Origin of the sequence: Algoriphagus yeomjeoni, assembly GCF_003259505.1 — a bacterium.
In the GTDB taxonomy this organism is placed as follows: Bacteria; Bacteroidota; Bacteroidia; order Cytophagales; family Cyclobacteriaceae; genus Algoriphagus; species Algoriphagus yeomjeoni.
On sequence record NZ_QLLK01000005.1, the window covers coordinates 380,875 to 403,314 of the forward strand.

The window sequence follows — 22,440 nt, forward strand, 5'->3', positions numbered from 1 at the left end:
GATATGTCAAAAAACCAGAACACATTCATTAAAAAGCAAAAAGCAGAACTTAAAAAAAGAAAAAAGAGAGAAAAGCAAGAGAAGATGGCTGCTCGTAAAGATCAGCCGAAAAGCGGAGATCTGGACGATATGATTGCGTACGTGGATGAGTTTGGTAACATCTCAGACACGCCGCCAGAACCAGAACCACCGAAAAAAGAAAATGCACCTAGGTCGCAAAATCCTCCTAGGCCACAGAATACAACACAAACACAAAAATTTAATAGAAACACCAATTTAAAAAGTTAGTAATCATGAATGAAGGAACAGTAAAATTCTTTAACACAACCAAAGGTTTTGGTTTTATTACACCAGCAGACAACAGTGAAGATGTATTCGTACACCACTCAGGTCTAGTACACGAAATCCGTGAGAACGATCACGTTACTTATGACGTAGTTCAAGGTAAAAAAGGCGTTAACGCTGTGAACGTGAAAGTAGCTAAGTAATTCCAGTCGGGCTTTGCCCAATTAAGAAATACAAAGTTTGATGCCTGCAGATCTATGATTTGCAGGCATTTTCTTTGGTAAATATTTCAAAACCATCGTGGTTGAATGGGCTTATAGTGGGTAAGGAAATGGGATGTCTCCTGCGTGTTAGTATTAATGTACTTTGATAAAAGAATTGTGTCATGATTTAACGGGGCATAATACCCTATTTTTGAGATAGTTCTATATTATGATTGCCATTCTATTTCAAAAAGGTGATTTACATTCTGGCCATGATTTAGAATATTTTGGTGAATCTCCTTAGATTGGTCAAAAATCTATAACCTATGAAAAAATTACTCTATTTTCTCCCTTTGGTCCTCGCACTTTCCTGCGCTGAAAAAGAGGAGAAACAAGTCGAAACAGAAATTAAAGAAATCCAAGAAGAAGTTATGCCTGCAAAACCTGATTCCGTACTAAGACACAATGTTTATTTTAGCTTTAAAGAAACTTCAACTCCAGAGGATATTAAATCTGTGGTGGATGCTTTCAGAAATCTCCAAAATGAAATTGACGGAATCGAAGATTTTGAGTGGGGAGTAAATTCTAGTCCAGAAGGTTTGAATCAAGGATTGACACATGCATTCACGTTGACTTTTCATTCTGAAGAAGCGAGAGACGCATATTTGCCGCATCCTGCTCACCAGGCTTTCGGAGCAATCTTAGGTCCGCATTTAGATAAAGTGACAGTAGTCGATTATTGGACTCGTCCTTAATTATTGATCAAAGGGCAAAGCTGATCCGTCAGTTTTGCCCGCATTATTTATAGTGAGTACTTCAGTAACCACAAAGTTGCTTGTACCTCTCCAAGGAAGCATCCCGTTATATTCTTTATAGCGAAGCTCCACAAACTTTCCTGAAGCCCTTTCTAGCTGCACTGCGATGTCTTCATCTACTACACTGAACCGAAACTCATTGCTTTGCAATCCGCCGGCAGTTGGGCTCTGAAAGCCTTCCTGTACTACTCTGCCTTCATAGGTTTTAAAAACTACTCCTTTTTTTACGAAGTAATTCAAACTCCCTGCTTTTACTCCTTCTCCAAATACGAAGTAGAATTTATACCAAAAAATCCCGGCCAAAACTCCGATTATAACAAGGCCAGCAATCCAAGCGAATTTTTTCATAACAAGAACAAGTTTGGCTTAAAGATATATATCGGGATGAGTTTTAAGTGAAAAACTTAGTAAAAAAAATCATTTACCTATAGTTATAAAATAAAAAAAGGCTACTCGAAAGCAGCCTTTTCAATTGTGTTTTTAATCGACTAACCAAAGATATTCACCGTAACCTTTAGCCTCCATTTCTTCTTTTGGAATAAACTTCATTGCAGCTGAATTCATGCAATACCTTAAACTCGTAGGTTCTGGACCATCATAGAATACATGACCTAGATGACTATCTCCAAATTTGCTTCTTACTTCTACTCTCAGCATGCCGAGCGCATCGTCTGTTGGCTTTTCTAATGCTCTAGCGTCTATTGGTTTAGTGAAGCTTGGCCAACCTGATCCCGATTCGTATTTATCTTTTGAGCTAAAAAGTGGCGCTCCAGAGATGATGTCCACGTAAATTCCATCTTTTTTATTTCCGTTATATTCATTCTGAAAAGACATTTCAGTGGCATCTTCTTGCGTAACCTCATATTGTAAATCAGTCAAGGTTTTTTTCAACTCGGATTTTGGTGGAGCTTTATATTCTTTTTCACTAAGTTCTGGCCAATGTTCTTTGATGAATTTATCACGTCCAGAACCACTTCTGTATGAATAGTAGTCTTGAGGATTTTTCTTGTAATAATCTTGGTGATAATCTTCTGCTGGGTAGAAATTTGTGTATTTGATCACCGGAGTAGCGATTGGCTTTTCAAATTTACCGGACTTATCTAGCAATTTCTTAGATTCTTCAGCAACCTTTTTCTGCTCAGCATCATGAAAGAAAATTGCTGATTCATATTGAGAACCCCTGTCGTAAAATGATCCACCAACATCAGTAGGATCGAATGTTTGCCAGAAAATATCAACTAATTCAGAATAACTGATTACTTCCGGGTCAAAGGTGATCTGTACAGATTCTCTGTGAGAAGTTTTTCCGCTAGAAACTTCACCGTAAGTTGGGTTTTTCTCTTTACCTCCTGCATAGCCTGAAATTACTGTGATCACGCCATCTATTCCTTCAAAGGGAGCTTCAACGCACCAGAAGCAACCCCCAGCAAAAGTAGCAACTTCTGTTTCGCCTTTATACTCCTCAAGTTTTGCTGAATCAGCAGAGGATTCTTGATTTTGAACTGATGTGTTTCCACAGGCAAACATCAGCGCCACAATTAGAGATAGCAGTGGTGTTTGTAGTTTATTTGATGTAAACATGTTTTTTGGTTCTTTTTTTGTTTTGGATGATATAGAAATCATTTAACAGGAAACTCAATTTAGGTAAATCTGTTTGGAGACTTTACTTATTTTAAGATTCTTATACTTTCAAATACGAGATGTAACTCTACTCGGTTTGTCCTTTGAAATACATTTTGGCACAATTCAATCCAGCTAGAATCATATGAAAAACATCTTCCTACTCAGCTTTATTTTCTTTTTTGCTATAGTTCTACAAGCAAATGCACAACATAAAGGTTCAGGGTTTGGGCTGAAGGGAGGAGTGAGTTACAATACATCTGGCAAATATTTTAAAGATGCGGGCTCAATTTGGAAGGAACCTAGCAGTTCTACAGGTTATCAAATAGGCGCTTTTTACAAGTTGGCATCTTACGACATTTTCTTGAGGCCTGAATTGGTTTATTCCCATACTAAATTTGATAACGGGTTAGGTGAAATCAAAGCCAATCGGTTAGATGCGCCGGTGATCGTTGGAATGCATCTTTTCAAAATAGTTAGTTTGGTTGGAGGCCCATCTTTCCATTACATCTTGGATGATAATTATGATGATTTTTTTGAAACACCTGCGGGCAAAGATATTTTATTTGGATATCAATTTGGCTTGGGGCTTAACCTTGGGCCGGTAGGATTGGACTTGCGGTATGAGCGCGTTATGAATGATCAAAAATTAAATTTGGATCAGGTGATCAAAAGAAAGGATGACTTTAGGTCTGAGCAAGTTTTACTTGGATTGTCCTTTCAGTTTTAACCTTTTGACTTATTTCATAAAAGGAGTGAAAACCTCCTTCCAAAGCGCATAGCCTTTTTCATTCATATGTAGGTTGTCCTCTATGAAAATATCTGCTTTTGGTTTACCTGTGTCATCTATCATGATGTCCCACACATTCACTATATTAACTTTATCATGAGTAGTTGCATATTGACGTATCAAATCGTTTAAAGCGAGATAAGATACTTTTTTATCCCATCGGGAAGGACTTGGTTTTGCAGCTATCAGATTCACCGTGGTATTAGGATACTTTGCGTGAATTTTGGTTACCAATTCATCTAGGTTTTTCATGATATCTGAAATTTCTTGTCCAGCATTGATATCATTATCGCCTTCATAGATGAAAACTTTGGAGGGTTCAAAACGCAAAACGGTTTTGTCCAAATGCATCAAGAGCTGATCAGCAGTAGAACCACCAAAAGCAGAGTTGATTATTGCCACATCCGGGAATTGCTGCTGAAGATTTTTCCACATTCTCACGCTTGAACTACCAGTGAAAACGGCGCTACCTTTTACCCATCCAGCCTCATCGATTTCTTTTGCGCGGTTATTTACTTCCTCTTGAAATGGGAGTTCTTGAGCAAATGAGAATTGTATAACTAATAATAGAGCGAGTGCAGGGAGTAATTTCTTCATATTTTAAATATAGGTAAGCACAGTTACAATTTTCGTTTAGATTACTTGAAATTATTTCATTTCCCAAAGGAAGCTGAACAAAACCGTTCAGATGGCGAGCATTTTCGAACAGTGCGTACAAAAATGAAGAATGACCTCAATTCAGAAAATAACATTTTTATCACTTTAAATATGCCTTATTTGATCGGAATGTGCTTTTTTATCTGAATTCGTCACATTTTATATCCGAAAATTTAATACACACCTTTTTGGAAGAGTTTTAGCGTTGTGTATTCAGGTCAACCATTTACCGTTTATGAATAGAATTACTCGTTTTTTCTGGTTTTGTAGTGGAGCTAATTTCTCTATACTTAAGAGGTCTCCAACCGAGTCAAATAAATATATAGGAATTGGAGCTACCGTATTCTTCACGGGAATCCTCGCCGCATTGGCAGCAGGATATGCCTTGTTTACCGTTTTTCAATCTATTTGGCCCGCTATCTTTTTTGGCTTGCTTTGGGGGTTGATGATTTTCAATCTGGATCGATTTATCGTTTCCAGTATGAGAAAAAAGGAAAGTGGTTGGTCGGAATGGAAACTTGCTATTCCTAGACTATTCCTGGCAATTTTGTTAGCCTTGGTGATATCAAAGCCTTTGGAATTAAAAATGTTTGAGCGGGAAATTGACCGAAAGATTGATGAGAAGCGAACTGAATTTATTGCCGAGTCCAAATTGAATCTAGCTAAAGGATTCCCCGAAATCCAAGAACTTGAAGCAAAAATAGATACGCTAAAAGCGGAGGTTACGGGTTTTGAAGTCTATAGAGATCAGCTTCAGGATGAATATGATGCTGAGAGGTTTGGAGAAAAAACTACCAGTACGAGCGGAATTGTGGGTTTGGGGACAAATGCTAAAAAGAAAGAGCAACAGTTGGATGCCGCACAAGTCACTCTAAATGAACTAAGACTTAGGAATCAAGTACGAATTGATACGCTGGAAGCTCTGATTCGTGAGTTTGTAGCTTTGCGACAGCTGGAGTTTGAGAAGCAGCAGCCAGGAATAGAAGGATTTGATGGCTTGGCTGCAAGAATGGAAGCATTGGATGCTTTGACGGAAGAGAGCGCGGCGATGGCCTTGGCAAATACCTTTATCATGTTGCTTTTTATAGCCATTGAGACTGCACCTATTTTCGTTAAGTTAATTTCTCCACGTGGGCCATACGATGAGTATTTGGAGTTACATGAGGATAAGGTGAGATTGTTCAAAGGTGAGAAGTGGACCTTTGCCAAGGGGGAATCTGAAGCTAGAGTTGGCTATTTTCAGGATACGCATTTCTATGCTACTGATCTTAACAAGGAGAAAACGAATCGAAAAAACAAAGCTCAGACTGAATCGGAAATTACTGATATCGAGCAAGAATGGCGAGTTAAGTCTTGATGTTTTGTCATAGTAAATTGTTGGAACAATAAGTTGTACGTATAAAAAATAGTATCTTTACGTAAATTTATTTTTCTGAGGTATGGATGTTAAAGTCACACTGTCTTTTGATAAAGATGTAATCGATCGTGCAAAGTCATTTGCAGAAGAAAATAACATCAGCCTTTCCAGGTTGACAGAATATCTTTATAATCAGATTACCTCCAAAAACTACAAGTCTCTTGAAGATTTACCAGTATCAGATTGGGTAGATTTTGTGGCTGAGGGACGTGTGGAATATAAAAGAGTACAAAATCGCAAGGACCAGAAAGACGAGTTCTTTTCTTCCAAGAAATGAAAATCTTTCTTGATGCTAATGTTATCATATCTGTCCTGAATAAGGAGTGCCCACTGTTTCCCATTTCTTCAAGAGTATTGAGTTTGGCGGATCGAAAAGGAATACAACTTTGCACTTCACCTATTTGTCTAGCCATTTCATTTTATTTTTCTGAAAAGAAAAGTGGCGCTGAAATGGCAAAGTTGAAGATAGAAATGTTGTCAAAGAAAATCTTAATGACACCTGTAGATCAGGATACTGTGAATTTAACTTTGGCAAATCCTCAAGTTCAGGATTTTGAAGAAGGGATAGAGTATTACTCAGCTTTAGCAGTGGGTTGTGATGTAATTGTTACTGAAGATTCAGCCGGATTTTATTATTCTAAAGTCCCAGTATTAGGGTGTGAGAAGTTTTTGGAGGAGTACATTTTTTGAATTTCAGTAACTACTTCATTTAAATCTTCTGGGCCTTTTTCACCACCATATCCAATTGATCCATGGTCCGGCTCACTGATTTCCATTCTGCAAAACCAATCAGTTTCACAATGAACGATAAGAACTTGCCCGGGTTGATTAGCTTATTGGCAAGCTTGGAGATATTCCCATCTCTGTCCAGAACTAAAGCCGGGCGGTCGATAGCATCGTAATATTCTCCTGCGTATTTCCACGCCCCGTCTCTGGCAAGTTGGATGGAGAAATTGAGAAGCATTTCATCTCGGCCTTTGGCTAGCGGGATCAACCATCCAAAAATCGGAGACACTTTACTGATATTTGATTTGACTCCGTCTACTAATTCTGCTAGAACAGCATTGATTTTATTAAAGTCGTTTTGGATTCCAGCGATTGGCTCGGTGCCCATTGTTTCTGCTGCAGAAATCCCCAAGTCTAAATTGATATGAGCATTGATGCCTAGAAACAAATGCTGTAAAACTAGATGTTTGCTATGTGTGCTAGCTTCAAATGCTAGAGACCAACTTTCAGTAGGCTTTTGACCTAGTTTCCACAGATCGTAAGCCTCGATAAATCGTCCTGCAAAAAGAACGTCCAGCTTCTCCATTCTAGGATTGTCTTCGAATTCTCCAGCTAGTATTCCCTCACGAATACGACGCGTAACTTGTCGGTAAAGGATAGCAAAATACCCCATTCGGGAATGTGTGTTTTTACATTCATCTACGATTTGATCCATTCGAACCAGTACTTCATCTATGGTGTCCATGTTATTACTTAATTAAAAAGTTCTCTAAAATATCACCTACATAATACGCAACTATCGCTGCCAATAAGCCTAATCCAACTGTCTCGGCTATGCTTTTAAATGCAGATGTTTGGTTTACGAGAGATTTTAATGCTCCGATAAATAAGAATGCTAAACCAGTAAGAACACTAGTCCAAAAGAAAATATTGATAGGTGAGGGGTGAAAAAAAGTCCATAAGTAAACAAGCAGTGGAATGAACCCTACGATCAGAAATGAAACGAAAGTAGCAACTCCGATTTTAAATGGACTCTTGGTTTCTTCCATGAGGTTGAGCTCATCTTTCATCATTTCGGCTACCCAGATATCTTTGTTTGATGTGATTTGATCTACGACCTTCTCCAATAAATCCCCTTTGAAACCTTTCGCTTTGTAAATGTCACGGATTTCCTCGCGCTCTACTTCAGGAAGGTTTTCTATTTCCCAGTATTCAATTGATTCGTGCTTCTGGTAGTTTTCTTTATCGCTTTTCGCAGATAGATATGCTCCTACAGACATGGAAAAACCATCAGCGAGCAAATTTGCAAAGCCAAGAATTATTATGATTCCAGCATCCAGATCTGCACCAAATCCTCCGGCAACCACCGCAAAGGTTGTCACAGCTCCATCTATTCCTCCGTAGACAAATTCACGTAGGTATTCTTGGAGTTTCTGAAAATATCTGCTTTCCTGGTGTAGGTGTGCTTCGTTCATCTAGTTTAAATTTTGTAAGAAAAACCTTTTTACATTTTCGCCCATTACAGCTTTGATTTCTTGCTCTGAAAATCCTGCTTTTAGCATGCCTTCTACCAAAAGTGGAAATCCTGTAATATCAAAAGGGACGGCCACAGAACCATCATAATCAGACCCTAAAGCCACGTGTTCTATTCCGACTAGATCCCGGATGTGTTTGATAGAAGCAATGATATTTGGCAGTTCGGGTACACCTATTGCCTCGTCAAAAAATGCAATCCCGATAATGCCTCTATTCTCAGCGATTTTTTCAATTTGATAATCACTTAAGTTTCTCTGGGAATCCAGCACTGCTCGGACTCCGGTGTGGGAAACAATCACAGGCTTGGTAGTCATAGCTAGCACATCATCGACAATTGTAGGCGAGCAATGAGCCAAATCTACGAATATCCCTAGCTCATTCATTTTTCTCACCACCTCTTTTCCAAAATCAGTCAAGCCTGCTTGACTTTGACCATGTGCTGAACCTCCGAGCTCATTGTCGAAAAAATGAGTGAGACCAATCATTCTTACGCCAGCCTGATATACGCGATCCAGATTTTCTAAATCACCCTCTAATGCATGAGCTCCTTCTATTCCGAGCATTCCGCCGATTATTGAAGGATCGGTTTTACGTGCTTCTATCAGCTTTTGCAGATCAGATTTATTCTTTACTAAAATTGCTTTCCCTTCTTCTTCTTCAATAAAGTCTGCCAAGTTTTGGGATTGTGAAAGAGTCCGGTTAATCAGGCTGAACCAGTTTGCTGGAGATTCTCCTTTAGCAATTGTTAGTGGAGTGATGTTGTCAAATGCCTCAGCACTATTACTCTGCATATTTTGGCCAGCAGGAGATTTTGATACAATGGTGAACATTTCCAAAGCGACGTTAGCCTCTCGCATTCTCGGGAAATCCACGTGACCTCGAGTTCCTCTTTTGGTCAGATCTCTACCCCAAAGTAAGGCGTCGCAATGTAAATCGGATATAAAGTCCAATCTATCGTACAAAGCTTGCGCATCTGCAGAAACAGAATAGGGTGGGGATATCTTAACTGGATTTCTTTGGGATTCAATGTAGGGTGGTACTATAATAGTGGCAGCAAAATAGATAAGGGCTAAAATCCCAATTGAGATAATTAATTTTTTCATAGCGAATAGATGTGCTCTTGAAGATACTTAAAAATAGGCTTTGCTCTAAAAATCTCACTTTTCACAGAGATAGGTGTGATTCTATTGTTCGGATCATATGTTAAGTGGTGCTGCTTGATTTAAATATTCGAGGAATCGAGAAAAAATAATTATTTGTTTTTGGGCGCTTTAAAACATTTTCCTTATGTTTATCAAAGTATAAAGATCAAAAAAACAAATACACAGCAAGGATTACAAAAGTATATTTGGTTTTAGATGATTGACAATAGACCCACTCCTGGGGGCTTTTTCTAAAAAGCCCCCTTTTTTTATGTCTATATATTTTAAGATTTTGTTAAGATTTGAAAAGTGGGTTTAAAAAATCTTTGATTTAGATCAATTTTCTGTTGAGATCCGAAAAAATGGTTTCTTTTAGTGAAGAAACCCGAATTGATTGTTTTGAATTGAAAATTTGGCATAAATGAAAAAGCCCTAGTGAAAATTTTGAAAAGGGTATTTTTGAGATTTAATCTACTGAAGTGATTTCAGTATGCTTTGACTTGTTTAAGTTATAATTTGAAAAGTATAATTTTAAAAAATTATGAATTTTCACATATTATTAACGGTACGGGATGAAGTATTGAAAAAAATGAATCGTTTTCAATTTGAGATTTTCTGAAACAAAAGTTATGGACTGATTACCAAAACATATAATATATTTCCTATATACTTATATTAATTTTTCAATATAGAGTAAGAACTTAATCTATTAAATTTAACTATTAGCTGGTTCAAGTATTCGTAAAAGGGTGTTCTTCCGCTTGTTAAATGGGAAGCTAGTTTGAATTCTTTCTTGAACCGTGTGGCTGATACTCCATACGTCAGAGTCTTGGAGTTCTTCCACGAGTAAATCTAAATCCTCATAGTTTTTTGTTTTTAGTACTAGCCGTTTGTCTCCGATAATTTCTGGAATAGCACCTACTGCAGATCCTATGGGAATGCAACCTGTAGCCATAGCTTCTCCAAGTGCATTTGGGAACCCCTCCGAAGTAGAAAGTTGGAGATAAAAGCGATGGGAATTATACAGGGTGAGTAGTTGAGTTGGCGTTTGCTTTCCGAGGACTTTCACATTTGGATTTGGTGAATAGTAATTGGGATCGCCAACTATGGTAAAAGTGAATTCGCGATGATGAGCTGCCAATTGTTCTAGCAAATCGTAGCCTTTGACTTTGGCCCTTGCAGGATTTGATGTTCCTGTTGCAACTGACATAAAAGAAAGTGGTTGTCGATCCGTATTTAGGTTTCGCCAAAATTCGGTGTCAAAACCATTAGGGATGACTTGAATTGGCGTAGTAAGATCTGGAATCAGATTTAACAACCCTTGCTTGGGAGAAATAGTAGGATCGTAACGATAGTTTTGTTTAACTAAGGCTTGAGCCACCGGTAAGATTAGGCTACAATTTTTGAAACTGTAGACGGTTGCTTTTCGAAGCCATTTCTTTCGGAAGTTTCCATAGCCAATTTCTGGCATATTGATGCAATCAGTGCCACCAGCTTGAATGCTGCATTTTTTCCCGAATACCTTTCCAAACCAAACCGGCAAAACGCTGTGGTAACCGCCAAAGAAGCAGAGGTATTGAGTCGTTTTTGGTAAAAACCAAAGCAACTGGAAAAACTGCAGAATAAAGTAGAAGGGGAGTGCTGCTGGACTTTGAGTGAACTCTAGCGGCTTTATATCTAATTCAGGGCTGATCATATCTACATCTCTGTCGATAAAAGCGGTTCTTATGGGGAAAGTGTAGATGATCATTATTATGAATTGGGAAATCAAAATAGCCCTTAAAACAAGAAAGGAGCAAAGAAATCCAATCTTTCCTTGCTCCTTACTTTTAAATATAGGAATCCTAAATTACTACGTTGACAATCTTGCCAGGCACCACGATCATTTTCTTCGGTGCCTTTCCCTCCAACCATTTCTGAACGGTTTCATCCGCCAACGCTGCTTTTTCTATATCTTCTTTGGAAAGTGAAAGGTCCAAGTTGATCTTAGCTCTCATTTTTCCATTAATCATCACTGGATATTCGAACGCACTTTCAACCAGATGCCTTTCTTCAAAAAGAGGGAAAGTAGCATCAGTGATAGATCCTTCATGCCCAAGAAAACTCCAAAGCTCCTCCGCGATATGTGGTGCATATGGAGAAACCAAAATCGCAAGTGGCTCCAAAATTCCTCGTTTGTTGGACTTCAGGGCAGTAAGCTCATTCACGCAAATCATAAAACTGGATACGGAAGTATTGAAGGAGAAATTGGCCATGTCTTCTTCCATCTTTTTGATGGCTTTGTGAAGAGCTTTGTATTCTTCTTTGCTTGGTTCAGCGTCAGAAACTTGGAATTCCCCAGAGCTGTTTTGATATAGATTCCACAGCTTTCTTAAAAACTTATACACTCCGTCAATTCCATTTGTATTCCAAGGTTTGAATTGCTCCAAAGGCCCTAAGAACATCTCGTATAATCTCAGCGTATCTGCACCGTATCGCTCAATGATGTCATCCGGATTTACCACGTTGTATTTCGATTTGGACATCTTCTCCACCTCAGATCCGCAGATGTATTTGCCGTCTTCCAAGATGAATTCTGCCTCAGCCAAATCTGGTCTCCAGGCTTTGAATTTATCCAGATTTAACTGGTCATTGTATACGATATTGACATCTACATGCATGGCAAACGTATCGTGCTGATCTTTCAAGCCATAGCTGACAAATTGGTTGGTACCTTTTACTCTATACACAAAATTAGATCTGCCTTGGATCATCCCTTGGTTGATCATTTTTTGGAATGGCTCATCCACACCCACTACTCCAAGATCGTACAGGAACTTGGTCCAAAATCTGGAATAAAGCAGGTGTCCTGTCGCATGCTCGGAACCACCAATGTAAAGGTCTACAGAGCCCCAGTAATCAGTTTTTGCTTTGTCGGCAAACTCAGTTTCGTTCTTAGGATCGGTATATCTGAAGAAATACCAGCTCGATCCTGCCCAGCCGGGCATTGTACTTCTTTCCAGTGGGAATTCTCCTTCTGGAGTTTTATAGTTCCAGTCTTTTGCGCGAGCAAGTGGAGGCTCTCCGTCTTCTGTTGGTAAGTATTTGTCTACCTCAGGTAAAACCAAAGGCAGGTCTTTTTCTTCTACTAAGTATGGAAGCCCTTCTTTGAAATAAACAGGAAGTGGCTCGCCCCAATAGCGCTGACGTGTAAAAATCGCATCACGCATTCTGTATTGGATTTTTCCTTTTCCTATTCCTTTTTCTTCCAAGAATTCAATGGCTTTTGCCATCGCATCTTTCATGTAAAGGTTTGAAATGAAGCCTGAATTAATAATTAATCCGCCTTTGCCGGGGAATGAGCCTTCTTCCATAGAGCCTTCGATCACTTGTCTGATCTCCAGGTTGAAGTGCTTCGCAAAGTTGTAATCTCTCTCATCATGCGCTGGAACGGCCATTACTGCGCCCGTACCGTATCCAGCCAAGACGTAGTCAGCTACCCAGACCTGGATTTCTTCTCCGTTGAATGGATTGATCGCATAAGATCCGGTAAATGCTCCAGAGATCGTTTTGACATCGCTCATGCGTTCTCGCTCTGAGCGGTTTTTTGCTACTTCGATGTACGCTTCTGCCTTTTCACGCTGATCCTCTGTAATCAGTGCGGCGGCCAGCTCGGATTCTGGGGCCAAAGCCAAATAAGTAACACCATAAATAGTGTCCACACGCGTAGTGAAGACTTTGATCGTCTCTTCAGAATCTTTTACTTGGAATACCACGTCAGCTCCGATGGATTTCCCGATCCAATTGCGTTGCATTTCTTTGATAGGTTCTGACCAGTCTAGTTTGTCCAAGCCTTTCAACAAGCGATCCGCATAAGCTGTGATTCTCATCGACCACTGCATCATTTTCTTTCGCTCCACAGGGTGTCCGCCACGCTCGGAGAAGCCTTCTTTCACTTCGTCGTTGGAAAGTACAGTGCCTAATGCCGCACACCAGTTTACTGTGGTTTCGGCTAGAAAAGTCAGTCTATATTTAAGGAGTGTTTCTTGTTTTACCTTTTCAGAGAATGCGTTCCAATCTGCTGCACTGAACTTTTCCGTATCCTCATCACAGGCAGCCTTTACGGTTGCATTTCCTTCTTTTTCAAATCGCTCGATCAATGAATCAATCGAAAGTGCTTTGTCCACATCTAGATCGTAGTAGCTATTGAAAAGCTGCATGAAGATCCACTGCGTCCATTTGTAGTAATCAGGATTTGAAGTTCGCACTTCTTTACTCCAGTCGAATGCAAAGCCGATATTTTTAAGTTGCTCTGTATATCTGGCGATGTTTTGCTCGGTAGTGATCGCAGGATGTTGACCAGTTTGGATGGCATATTGCTCAGCGGGCAGACCAAAACTGTCATAACCCATCGGGTGAAGGACGTTGAATCCTTTTAGCTTTTTGAATCTAGAAACAATATCAGATGCGATGTAGCCCAGCGGATGACCGACATGAAGTCCCGCTCCAGATGGATAGGGGAACATGTCTAGAGAATAAAACTTTGGTTTGTCAGGATTTACATTGGCCTGGAAAGTTTGGTTCTTTTCCCAGTATGCTTGCCATTTTTTCTCGATCTCCTTAAAAGTGTACTCCGCCATGATTGATTTTTTTCTTGTTTTTTAGCTGAACGCCTGCAAAAATAGAAAAATTGATGGGCTTTTGAATTCAATTTGATAATTGATCCTAAGTAAAGAGCTTATATTGATCAAAAGATAGAATTGAGCAAAATCCGCTAATTTTCCAAACTTCGAATTTTCCAATCATATCCTTACCTTTGCGGCATAATTCACCCAGCGGTTCAATTGCCCGCTTTATCAAAAATTCAGATGAATATAGTAGAAGCAGTAGGCAAAGGAGTTCAGCTTCCTTTAATGGAAGCATTTTATACCATACAAGGCGAAGGTAGATTTACCGGGTATCCAGCTTATTTTATCCGGCTTGGAGGCTGTGATGTAGGATGTGTCTGGTGTGACGTCAAAGAGTCTTGGAATTCTGGTAAGTGGCCGGTTCTTTCGATAGAAAAGATTGTGGAGGATGCCTTGGCTTACCCGGGGAGACTGGTAGTCATAACAGGAGGTGAACCTCTAATGTATGATTTGGGACCTCTGACAGCACTTTTGAAGGAAAAGGGATTTACTACTAATATTGAGACTTCCGGAGCACATCCTTTTTCAGGTGATTTTGACTGGGTTTGTTTTTCGCCTAAGAAATTTAAGAAGCCACATCCTTCTATATACAAGGAGGCAGATGAACTGAAAGTAGTGGTATTTCATCAAAGTGATTTTGACTTTGCTGAAGATCATGCATCTCTGGTGAAAAGCACGTGCGAACTGCGGCTCCAACCTGAATGGAGTAAGGCTGAAAAGTTTACTCCGGAAATTATAGATTTTGTAAAAAAACGCCCAAAATGGAAAATTTCACTTCAAACTCATAAATTTATGGACATTCCTTAAGTCCATGCGCCCAATTCTAGTCGGTATTCTTCTTTTTTTGACCATTTCTTTCGCGAAAGCGCAAAGTTACTCCATCATAGATGGCAGAGCAATAAGGATGTATCAGGAAGCTGAAGAGCTGACACTATCCCGACAATATGATGCTGCCATAGCAAAATATAAAGATGCAATTGACAGAGAAGGGTCTTTTTTAGAGGCCTATGTGAAATTAGCCCAGCTTCAAATTACTCAGGGGAAACTTGATGAAGCTGAGAAAACAGCCAGTGCAGGTAAGTCACGACTCGGTGGAAAGAATGCAACTAAACAAAATCGAGCAGACATAGGGTGGGTTTTTAGTAATCTGTATTTAAAGCAAGGTGAGTTTCAAAAAGCTTTTGATGAATTTCAGGCAACTGAGCCCCTTTTTGATGCTTCATTCCGGAAATCAAGTTATTATCTGGAAATGAAAAACCAAATGGAGTTTTTGGCTACGCAATTGGGGAATTTTCAACCCATCGAAAAAGAAAAGCTTCCTGAGCCTTTGAATCAATTTCAACTTCAGTATTTCCCGGTTTTGACTGCAGATGGTGAACAGATTTTATTTACCAAACGGGATGGAACGGGTAATAATGACAAAGAGGATATTTTCATGTCCTTTGTTTCCCCAGAAGGAAATTGGTCCAAGCCCCAAAGCATTGCCCAAACAATTAACTCCATTTATAACGAAGGGACCTGCTCGGTGACTGCTGATGGGAATATCCTTATTTATACTTCATGTGATGCTCCAGATTCAGAAGGAAGCTGCGATTTGTATATAGCATATAAGGTAAATGGGATGTGGCAAAGGCCTAGAAATATGGGTAAAAATGTGAATTCAAGATCATGGGATTCACAGCCCTCGCTTTCTGCTGATGGAAGAGTTCTTTTCTTTTCCTCCAACCGAAAAGGGGGATATGGAGGAAATGATATTTGGTATAGTATCATGCAAAATGATGCTACTTGGTCTGAGGCAAAGAATCTGGGGGATGTTGTAAATACACCGAAAGATGAAATTTCACCTTTCATGTTTTTTAATAATGAGATTCTTTTTTTTGCATCTAATGGTCATCCTGGTTTTGGGGGCATGGATATCCAACTTTCAAAAGTTGTTGATGGAGAGTTTACAAAGCCAGAAAATTTGGGATGGCCAATAAACGATCAATTAGATCAAGTTGCTTTATTTATTACTGCCCAGAAAGATTATGCCTATTTCACAGAATTGACAACCTCGGAAAAAGAACACGACCGTTCGTTATTATATAGGTTCAAATTCCCAGACGAGATTTCCTTAGGTGAAAACCTCACCGTAACTGAAGGAAAAGTTTTTAATTCGAATACGGGCGAACCTATCGATGCTACGCTATCGCTTGTTTCTCTGATCAATGATAGTACGCTATATCGATTCAATGCAGATGGTAAGACTGGTGCATTTACCATGATTTATCCAGATAAAGCTATCTCGGGATTATATGTTGAAAAGAAAGGATATTTGCCCAAAATTTTTAATGTGGAACGTGACAATATTAAAAATGTCAAGGATTTGAAAGTAGAGCTTGTGCCGGTAGCAGCTGGAGAAGAGTTCGTCTTTGAAAATGTATTTTTTGAATTTGATGAATATAGCTTAAAACCTGAGTCAATATCATCTCTCAAAAGACTTGTTAAATTTTTATCGGAAAATCCAAATGTCAATATCTTGATAATAGGGCATACGGATAATGTAGGAAGTGCAAATTACAATCAGACTCTTAGTTTGCAACGTGCAGAAAGTGTTCAAAAATACTTGATTGAACAAGGTTTTCATCAAGGTAGGGTGCTGGTAGAAGGCAAGGGAGATAAGGAGCCGATGGTCAAAAATGACAGTCCTGAAAACAAAGCTTTAAATCGAAGAATAACAATTAAGGTATTATAGAAAGGGATAAATGTTATTATTCTGTTACTAAATATTCCTCAAAAGCCAACTAGTTAATAAATCCTAAAACTAATACTCTTATTTTAATGCTTATTTTTTCTGTCAATTCAAATTTAAATTTTATTAAAATGCTGTTATTGGCAATAATAGCAATGATTTTAATCATAAGAATCACTAATATTCTGCAGAACAGCTGAATTTTGAAATTTAAATTTTTTTCCGCATAGCGAAAGTGAATAGTCTCATTGTTAAATATTTTTTACAAAAAATTAACTTTTGTTAACGTTCGAATAACAAAACATAAATGCAGTAATTGGCTGTTTTTTGCTATTAATCCAATTTAAATTTTGTAAAAAAGCTGAAATATAGATTTATATTAAATTCATCACACTGGCTACAGCTTAAATAAGTAACCTGCTGTTTTGCGATATTGCTTCAATAAGAATATCATTGGGTATAATATAAACCAAATCATATTACTTATGAAGAAAATTTTACTCCTAGGGCTTTCGCTATTCCTGGTAGGTGCTGTGGCATTTGCACAGGGGCGTAGAGTAACCGGAATAGTAACTTCTGCAGAAGATGGTCAACCAATTCCAGGTGCCACTGTCCTCGTTAAAGGTACTACTGTTGGTACTGCCACAGATCTTGATGGCAAGTATTCGTTAAACATCCCCGATGGTGGAACAGTTTTGGTGATTAGTTTCATTGGAACAACCACTCAAGAAATCAACATTGGTCAAAAATCTGTAATCGATGTTACTTTGCAACCTGACTTTCAAAGTTTGAGCGAAGTAGTTGTAACATCTTATGGGGATCAGTCAAAAAGAGAGATTACAGGGGCTATTTCATCTGTTAAAGGTGAAATCTTCGAGAATCTTCCAGTTCAATCTTTTGACCGCGCTATGCAAGGTCGAGTTGCTGGGGTTCAAGTAACTTCTACCTCAGGTCAGCCAGGTGGTACTTTGAATGTTAGAATTCGAGGCGTTGGTTCTATCAACGCAGGAAACGATCCACTTTACATCGTGGATGGAGTTCAGGTAAACAATGGCGGGCTTTCTGGTCAAGGTTCCCAGAATGCACTTGCATCAATCAACCCTAATGACATCGAGTCAATCGAAGTTTTGAAAGATGCTGCGGCTGCTGCGATTTATGGAGCTCAAGCTGCAAATGGTGTTGTATTGATCAATACTAAAAGAGGTAAAAAAGGAAAGTCGCAAGTAAAAATTTCAGTTCAAGAAGGAATTGTTCAGCCATTGAATCTTTATGATGTGATGGATGCTTCTCAGTTGGCTGGAATCAAAAGAGTAGCTTATCAAAACCGTGGTTTGGCTACTTCAGGATCAGATGCTACTTATGGTAACCCTGAAGACCCAAATCTTCAAAGCTATGATTGGCTAGATGCGCTTTACAGAGAAGGCAGATTGAGTGTTTATGATATTTCTGTTTCAGGCGGTGATGAGAAAACTACATTCTTCCTTTCTGGGTCATATACCAAGCAGGAAGGTCAAATTCAAATGTCTGATTACGATAGAGCTACAGGAAGACTTAATGTAACTCATAGACCTACTAAAAATCTAACCGTATCAGCTAATCTTTCATTAGCGTTCCAAAATACAAATGGTTCAATCGATAGAGGTAACTTTGTAAACGGTCCTTTCGTAGCTGGTTTCTCAGCTCGTCCAAATGTTCCGATTTATAATGAAGACGGAACTTTTGCTCCATACCCTTCCAATCACTTGTTTGGATACAATATTGTGCAAGGTGTATTTCAAGAATTAAGAAGTGGAAAAACAGTACAGACAGTATCTAACCTGCAATTGAATTATCAGTTTGCACCTTGGTTGAGCTGGACTTCTTACTTCGGTCTTGATTTCTCTGATAACGCTGATATCAATAACAGACCATCTACGATTCCAGTATTCTCATCTTACGGAGGTGCTTCTGTTTTCACAGCTAGAAGAAATACAAACTTAAATACCAACCACAACTTTAATTTCAATAAGAAATTCAATGATGTGCATACAGTATCGGGTATCTTGGGTTTTGAGTACAAAGGTTCACAATCAGATTTGCAAACTGCAACAGGTAGAGGATTCCCTAATCCTACATTGATTTATTTGAACAACGCTGCTACTCCATTCTCAGTTGGTAGTTCATTTACTGAATACAAAAGAGCTGGTTTCTTTGGTCAAGCAAAATATGATTACGATGACCGATACACTGCAGACTTTACTTTGAGACGAGATGGTCACTCTAGATTTGGTGAGCAAAACAGATGGGGTACTTTCTACGCAGTTTCTGCTGGATGGAGACTTTCATCTGAAGCATTCCTTCAGGATGTTACTTGGTTGGATAACTTGAGAGTTAGAGCTTCCTATGGTGTAACAGGTAACTCTGACATTGCCAATTTTGCTTCAAGATCTCTAGTAGGTTCATCAGGACAGTATTTAGGTCAAGGTGGTTTGACATTAACTCAGTTGGGTAATGACTTGTTGACTTGGGAAGAGGCAGAATCAATTAACCTTGGTTTAGATGCAACTTTATTTAATGGTCGAATTATTACAACTATTGAATTTTGGAGAAAGAATTCACAAGCACTGCTATTTAATACCCCACTTCCTACTGATTCAGGTTTCGGATCAATTACTAGAAACTCAGGAGAAGTGAGAAATCAAGGTATAGATCTTGATGTGCAAACCGTGAACGTTGTAGCTGGAAAATTCCAATGGAGCACTGGTTTTAACATCACTTTCCTAGAGAACGAATTAATATCTCTATATGATGGTTTGGATCGTATTGGTAATAGTTTGATCGTTGGAAAACCAATAGATTTCTTTTACACAAATGAATATCTAGGCGTCAACCCGGCAAATGGTAGAGCGATGTACGATGATGGAACAGGAACTGGCAACTTCACTTATGTAACAGGTCAAAATACCTTGGATTACAAAGGAAGTACTTTGCCTTCTAGCTATGGTGGTCTTTCAAACACGTTTACTTATGGTCCAGTATCACTGGAAGTTTTCTTCCAGTATCAGTTCGGTAACTTAGCCACCAATTCGGATTTATATAATCTTGCAAACTGGGGATCTGGAACTGGTAATTTGACAGTTGATCAGTTAGATTATTGGACGCAGCCAGGCGATATCACTACAGTAGGAAGACCTTTCGAAGGTGGTCAAGAACCAGGCACTTCAAATATCAACACATTCTCTACTCGATTGATAAGTGATGGAGGATATATCAGATTGAAGCAAGTTACATTAAACTATACTTTGGGTGCAGCCACTGCGAGTAAAATAGGTATGGCAAGCGCTTCCCTATTCGTTCAAGGGCTGAATTTGGCGACATTTACCAAGTATAATGGAATTGATCCAGAGGCTAACTCTATCGGAAGTACGTACGGAGCATATCCAAATGCACGTCAGATTTCTGCAGGTATCAATCTTAACTTCTAATTAGAAATAGGAATGAAAAATTATATAAAAATCATTGCGCTTGGTTCTGTAATATCTCTGGCATCTTGTTCAGACTTATTGGAAACCGAACCAAGACAAAGTTTAACACCAGAGTCTGCACTTGCAGACGTGGATGGTTATGAGTCTTTACTGGCAGCTACTTACGGTGGAGCTAGAGCATTTGGTACTTATGGACAAACATTGATGATTGCTCCTGAAATAATGGCTGATAATTTAAGAATTATAGCAAATACAGGACGATATATTGGCCAAGAAGTGAATGCAGACAGAGCCCATATGGGACTTTGGGGTAATTACGGTTCAATTAATGAAACAAATATTATCCTTGCAGGTATTGATGAAGTGGAAGGTGATGCTACCAGAAAGAATAGAATTAAAGGTGAAGCCCTTTTCTTGAGAGCGTTATATTATTTCGATCTAGCTAAAGTTTATGGCTATGAGCCAGGAAAAGAAGTAGATGGTTGGAATAATTCTGTGATTATCAGAACTGAACCTACATTAGGATTTTCTGATGCAGACTTTAGAGCTAGATCTACAAACAGACAAGTATATGATCAGATTGAGTCTGACTTGACTACTGCAATTGGTTTACTGCCATCAGCTGCAAAAGGAACAGCAGGAATTTACAGAGTGACTAAAGGAGCAGCGGAAGCACTTCTTGCACGAGTTTATTTGTATGATTCCAAGTTTTCTGAAGCTGCTGCAATGGCAACTCAATCAATGGCTACTTTTGGTCTTGGAAATGATGGAACTGGCCTTGCTACACCTGCGAATTATGTATCAAGCTTCTCTACTTATCCTAACCCTGAATCTTTATTTGAGGTTGAAATAAGATCTGTAGATTGGTCAACAGTTGATGGTGTCAATAACTCCATGTGTACGCTTACTGCCAATGTTTTCAGTAGTGCACAGTTTATTGTAACTGCATCAAATGAATTGCTTGCAACCTACGAAACTGGAGACGTACGAAGAGATACTTGGACGGAAACCACTCGTTCTGGTGCTACAGGTACAGTTTACAGATCCAATAAGTGGTTAGGTACAAAAGGTGATTTTCTTGAAAACCTTCCGATCATTAGAGCTGCAGAACTTTATCTAATCAGAGCTGAGGCTAGATTTAGAACTAGTGATGCCGCTGGATCAAGATCAGATTTGAACGCACTTAGAACAAACAGAGGGTTGTCTCCTGTAGACGGTGGATTGTCTGGTGATGCATTGTTCAATCAGATTATGACTGAAAGACGACTTGAATTTGCAGTAGAAGGTCATAGATGGTTCGATCTAAAAAGAAATGGTCTTACAATCACTAAGCATGGTAACAATCAGCCTGTTCCTTATACGGATTACAGACTTCTTGCTCCTCTTCCACAGGATCAGATACAATTAAATGAGCTGTTGGTAGATAACCCAGGTTATAACTAAAACCGGAAAAAATAATGAAAAGCAATAAAATATATATATTTCTAGCAATGCTCGTCGCTACGCTGACGACCACTGCTTGTTTTGATGATCAAGGTGTTGATACCTTCTACAACGGAAATCAAGTAGAATTCAACGCTGCAAATCTTCCAAATGGATTGACTCAGTCTTTCGTAAGATTGAATCCTACGCAAACTGATATGTTGAATGTTCAAATCAACAGAGTTTCTACATCAGGTACTGGAGCAATTACTGTGAATATTGAGGCAGATCCTACTTCGACAGCTGTTGAAGGTGTTCATTATAGATTGGATTCTAAATCTATTACAATTGGTTCTGGTGAATTCGTTTCTACCTTACCAATTACAGTGTTAACAGGGAATATTGACCCATCAGAGACTCCTGATTTGTTGTTGAATATCACAAGTGCTACTGGTGCAGAAGTTTCCTCTAACTATGGTTCGTTGAAAGTAGCTATTCGAGTAATCTGTCCATCAGATTTGGCTGGAACATACTCTGTTTTTTGGGAGGAACTCCAGCTTGGTGATGGTTCTGGAGGTGCAGATCAAACAGCTACGGATTTCGTAATTGCTTCTGATAATACCATGTCATTCGCAGTTGCAGGTACTGGTTTATATAACATGGACGATATGTCTTTTGGAATGTATCCTGGTCTCTATGGTGACTCAAAACCAACTGGATCTATCCGTGATAACTGCGATGTCCTAACAGGTGCTGCATCTAATGCAGATAGGTTTGGTGATCCTTTCACCATCTCGGGTGTTGTAAATGACGACGGTACGATTACCATAATTTGGTCAAATACATGGGGAGATGGTGGTACTGTAGTGCTTACCAAAGTCTAGAATCTCTTTTGACTCATAATAAAGGGGGCTATTTAGCCCCCTTTTTTTTAAACTTTATTTAGTTCTAAAACGTTGACAAAC

The 22,440-nt window shown here is 38.9% G+C and carries 20 protein-coding genes; 12 read left to right on the forward strand and 8 right to left on the reverse strand.

The window, feature by feature from the left end:
• Positions 1-3: 3 nt before the first annotated feature.
• From LV83_RS11025 to LV83_RS11035, 3 genes are all read left to right on the forward strand, one after another.
• Positions 4-288 (forward strand): cold-shock protein, encoded by a 285-nt coding sequence (locus LV83_RS11025; protein WP_245947036.1) that lies wholly within the window; start codon positions 4-6, stop codon positions 286-288.
• 5 nt (positions 289-293) lie between these two features.
• The gene (locus LV83_RS11030; protein ID WP_086501652.1) at positions 294-488 is read left to right on the forward strand and encodes a cold-shock protein; all 195 of its coding nucleotides are present in this window, start codon (positions 294-296) and stop codon (positions 486-488) included.
• 326 nt (positions 489-814) lie between these two features.
• The gene (locus LV83_RS11035; RefSeq protein WP_111611582.1) at positions 815-1,243 is read left to right on the forward strand and encodes a Dabb family protein; all 429 of its coding nucleotides are present in this window, start codon (positions 815-817) and stop codon (positions 1,241-1,243) included.
• Here the strand turns inward: LV83_RS11035 and LV83_RS11040 are convergent, their stop codons facing one another.
• The gene (locus LV83_RS11040) at positions 1,244-1,651 is read right to left on the reverse strand and encodes a hypothetical protein (RefSeq protein WP_111611583.1); all 408 of its coding nucleotides are present in this window, start codon (positions 1,649-1,651) and stop codon (positions 1,244-1,246) included.
• A gap of 132 nt (positions 1,652-1,783) precedes the next feature.
• Positions 1,784-2,884, reverse strand: coding sequence for a peptide-methionine (S)-S-oxide reductase MsrA (msrA, locus tag LV83_RS11045; RefSeq protein WP_111611625.1), 1,101 nt, complete (start codon positions 2,882-2,884; stop codon positions 1,784-1,786).
• A 184-nt stretch (positions 2,885-3,068) separates the two neighbouring features.
• Here msrA and LV83_RS11050 point away from each other — a divergent pair, with 184 nt between their 5' ends.
• A complete protein-coding gene (locus tag LV83_RS11050) occupies positions 3,069-3,653 on the forward strand; it encodes an outer membrane beta-barrel protein (RefSeq protein WP_111611584.1) in 585 nt (194 codons plus the stop codon).
• Positions 3,654-3,662: 9 nt separating this feature from the next.
• On the opposite strand, the gene LV83_RS11055 is transcribed toward LV83_RS11050, so the two are convergent.
• The gene (locus LV83_RS11055; protein WP_111611585.1) at positions 3,663-4,310 is read right to left on the reverse strand and encodes a GDSL-type esterase/lipase family protein; all 648 of its coding nucleotides are present in this window, start codon (positions 4,308-4,310) and stop codon (positions 3,663-3,665) included.
• A gap of 295 nt (positions 4,311-4,605) precedes the next feature.
• Here LV83_RS11055 and LV83_RS11060 point away from each other — a divergent pair, with 295 nt between their 5' ends.
• The 3 genes from LV83_RS11060 to LV83_RS11070 all read left to right on the forward strand — a co-directional run bounded on the left by LV83_RS11060 (position 4,606) and on the right by LV83_RS11070 (position 6,477).
• Positions 4,606-5,727 carry a DUF4407 domain-containing protein gene (locus LV83_RS11060; protein WP_111611586.1) on the forward strand — a complete coding sequence of 374 codons (1,122 nt, stop codon included), beginning with the start codon at positions 4,606-4,608 and terminating at the stop codon, positions 5,725-5,727.
• Between the two features lie 82 nt (positions 5,728-5,809).
• Positions 5,810-6,064: a DUF6364 family protein gene (locus LV83_RS11065; RefSeq protein ID WP_111611587.1), complete on the forward strand. Its 255-nt coding sequence runs from the start codon at positions 5,810-5,812 to the stop codon at positions 6,062-6,064.
• Entirely contained in the window at positions 6,061-6,477 is a 417-nt protein-coding gene (locus tag LV83_RS11070) for a PIN domain-containing protein (protein WP_111611588.1), read from the forward strand. The genes LV83_RS11065 and LV83_RS11070 overlap by 4 nt, the downstream gene beginning before the upstream one ends.
• A gap of 19 nt (positions 6,478-6,496) precedes the next feature.
• Here LV83_RS11070 and LV83_RS11075 read toward each other — a convergent pair whose 3' ends face one another.
• The 5 genes from LV83_RS11075 to leuS form a co-directional block, all read right to left on the reverse strand.
• Positions 6,497-7,258 carry a DUF5995 family protein gene (locus LV83_RS11075; protein ID WP_111611589.1) on the reverse strand — a complete coding sequence of 254 codons (762 nt, stop codon included), beginning with the start codon at positions 7,256-7,258 and terminating at the stop codon, positions 6,497-6,499.
• Between the two features lie 4 nt (positions 7,259-7,262).
• Positions 7,263-7,988, reverse strand: coding sequence for a VIT1/CCC1 transporter family protein (locus LV83_RS11080; protein ID WP_111611590.1), 726 nt, complete (start codon positions 7,986-7,988; stop codon positions 7,263-7,265).
• On the reverse strand, positions 7,989-9,152 hold the full coding sequence (locus LV83_RS11085) for a dipeptidase (protein ID WP_111611591.1): 1,164 nt from the start codon (positions 9,150-9,152) through the stop codon (positions 7,989-7,991).
• Positions 9,153-9,906: 754 nt separating this feature from the next.
• Positions 9,907-10,941, reverse strand: a complete 1,035-nt coding sequence (locus LV83_RS11090) for a glycosyltransferase family 4 protein (protein WP_111611592.1) — start codon at positions 10,939-10,941, stop codon at positions 9,907-9,909.
• 94 nt (positions 10,942-11,035) lie between these two features.
• Positions 11,036-13,810 carry a leucine--tRNA ligase gene (leuS, locus tag LV83_RS11095; RefSeq protein WP_111611593.1) on the reverse strand — a complete coding sequence of 925 codons (2,775 nt, stop codon included), beginning with the start codon at positions 13,808-13,810 and terminating at the stop codon, positions 11,036-11,038.
• Between the two features lie 228 nt (positions 13,811-14,038).
• Here leuS and LV83_RS11100 point away from each other — a divergent pair, with 228 nt between their 5' ends.
• The 5 genes from LV83_RS11100 (at position 14,039) to LV83_RS11120 (ending at position 22,359) form a co-directional block, all read left to right on the forward strand.
• A complete protein-coding gene (locus LV83_RS11100) occupies positions 14,039-14,665 on the forward strand; it encodes a 7-carboxy-7-deazaguanine synthase QueE (RefSeq protein ID WP_111611594.1) in 627 nt (208 codons plus the stop codon).
• A 4-nt stretch (positions 14,666-14,669) separates the two neighbouring features.
• Positions 14,670-16,592 carry an OmpA family protein gene (locus tag LV83_RS11105; RefSeq protein ID WP_111611595.1) on the forward strand — a complete coding sequence of 641 codons (1,923 nt, stop codon included), beginning with the start codon at positions 14,670-14,672 and terminating at the stop codon, positions 16,590-16,592.
• A gap of 482 nt (positions 16,593-17,074) precedes the next feature.
• The gene (locus LV83_RS11110; RefSeq protein WP_111611596.1) at positions 17,075-20,053 is read left to right on the forward strand and encodes a SusC/RagA family TonB-linked outer membrane protein; all 2,979 of its coding nucleotides are present in this window, start codon (positions 17,075-17,077) and stop codon (positions 20,051-20,053) included.
• Positions 20,054-20,065: 12 nt separating this feature from the next.
• A complete protein-coding gene (locus LV83_RS11115; protein ID WP_111611597.1) occupies positions 20,066-21,496 on the forward strand; it encodes a RagB/SusD family nutrient uptake outer membrane protein in 1,431 nt (476 codons plus the stop codon).
• 14 nt (positions 21,497-21,510) lie between these two features.
• A complete protein-coding gene (locus LV83_RS11120; RefSeq protein ID WP_146613707.1) occupies positions 21,511-22,359 on the forward strand; it encodes a hypothetical protein in 849 nt (282 codons plus the stop codon).
• Positions 22,360-22,440: the final 81 nt, after the last annotated feature.

Coding starts and splice junctions, on each gene's coding strand:
- LV83_RS11025 (WP_245947036.1), top strand. CDS start 4: ATGTCAAAAAACCAGAACACATTCATTAAAAAGCAAAAAGCAGAACTT.
- LV83_RS11030 (WP_086501652.1), top strand. CDS start 294: ATGAATGAAGGAACAGTAAAATTCTTTAACACAACCAAAGGTTTTGGT.
- LV83_RS11035 (WP_111611582.1), top strand. CDS start 815: ATGAAAAAATTACTCTATTTTCTCCCTTTGGTCCTCGCACTTTCCTGC.
- LV83_RS11040 (WP_111611583.1), bottom strand. CDS start 1,651: ATGAAAAAATTCGCTTGGATTGCTGGCCTTGTTATAATCGGAGTTTTG.
- msrA (WP_111611625.1), bottom strand. CDS start 2,884: ATGTTTACATCAAATAAACTACAAACACCACTGCTATCTCTAATTGTG.
- LV83_RS11050 (WP_111611584.1), top strand. CDS start 3,069: ATGAAAAACATCTTCCTACTCAGCTTTATTTTCTTTTTTGCTATAGTT.
- LV83_RS11055 (WP_111611585.1), bottom strand. CDS start 4,310: ATGAAGAAATTACTCCCTGCACTCGCTCTATTATTAGTTATACAATTC.
- LV83_RS11060 (WP_111611586.1), top strand. CDS start 4,606: ATGAATAGAATTACTCGTTTTTTCTGGTTTTGTAGTGGAGCTAATTTC.
- LV83_RS11065 (WP_111611587.1), top strand. CDS start 5,810: ATGGATGTTAAAGTCACACTGTCTTTTGATAAAGATGTAATCGATCGT.
- LV83_RS11070 (WP_111611588.1), top strand. CDS start 6,061: ATGAAAATCTTTCTTGATGCTAATGTTATCATATCTGTCCTGAATAAG.
- LV83_RS11075 (WP_111611589.1), bottom strand. CDS start 7,258: ATGGACACCATAGATGAAGTACTGGTTCGAATGGATCAAATCGTAGAT.
- LV83_RS11080 (WP_111611590.1), bottom strand. CDS start 7,988: ATGAACGAAGCACACCTACACCAGGAAAGCAGATATTTTCAGAAACTC.
- LV83_RS11085 (WP_111611591.1), bottom strand. CDS start 9,152: ATGAAAAAATTAATTATCTCAATTGGGATTTTAGCCCTTATCTATTTT.
- LV83_RS11090 (WP_111611592.1), bottom strand. CDS start 10,941: ATGATCATCTACACTTTCCCCATAAGAACCGCTTTTATCGACAGAGAT.
- leuS (WP_111611593.1), bottom strand. CDS start 13,810: ATGGCGGAGTACACTTTTAAGGAGATCGAGAAAAAATGGCAAGCATAC.
- LV83_RS11100 (WP_111611594.1), top strand. CDS start 14,039: ATGAATATAGTAGAAGCAGTAGGCAAAGGAGTTCAGCTTCCTTTAATG.
- LV83_RS11105 (WP_111611595.1), top strand. CDS start 14,670: ATGCGCCCAATTCTAGTCGGTATTCTTCTTTTTTTGACCATTTCTTTC.
- LV83_RS11110 (WP_111611596.1), top strand. CDS start 17,075: ATGAAGAAAATTTTACTCCTAGGGCTTTCGCTATTCCTGGTAGGTGCT.
- LV83_RS11115 (WP_111611597.1), top strand. CDS start 20,066: ATGAAAAATTATATAAAAATCATTGCGCTTGGTTCTGTAATATCTCTG.
- LV83_RS11120 (WP_146613707.1), top strand. CDS start 21,511: ATGAAAAGCAATAAAATATATATATTTCTAGCAATGCTCGTCGCTACG.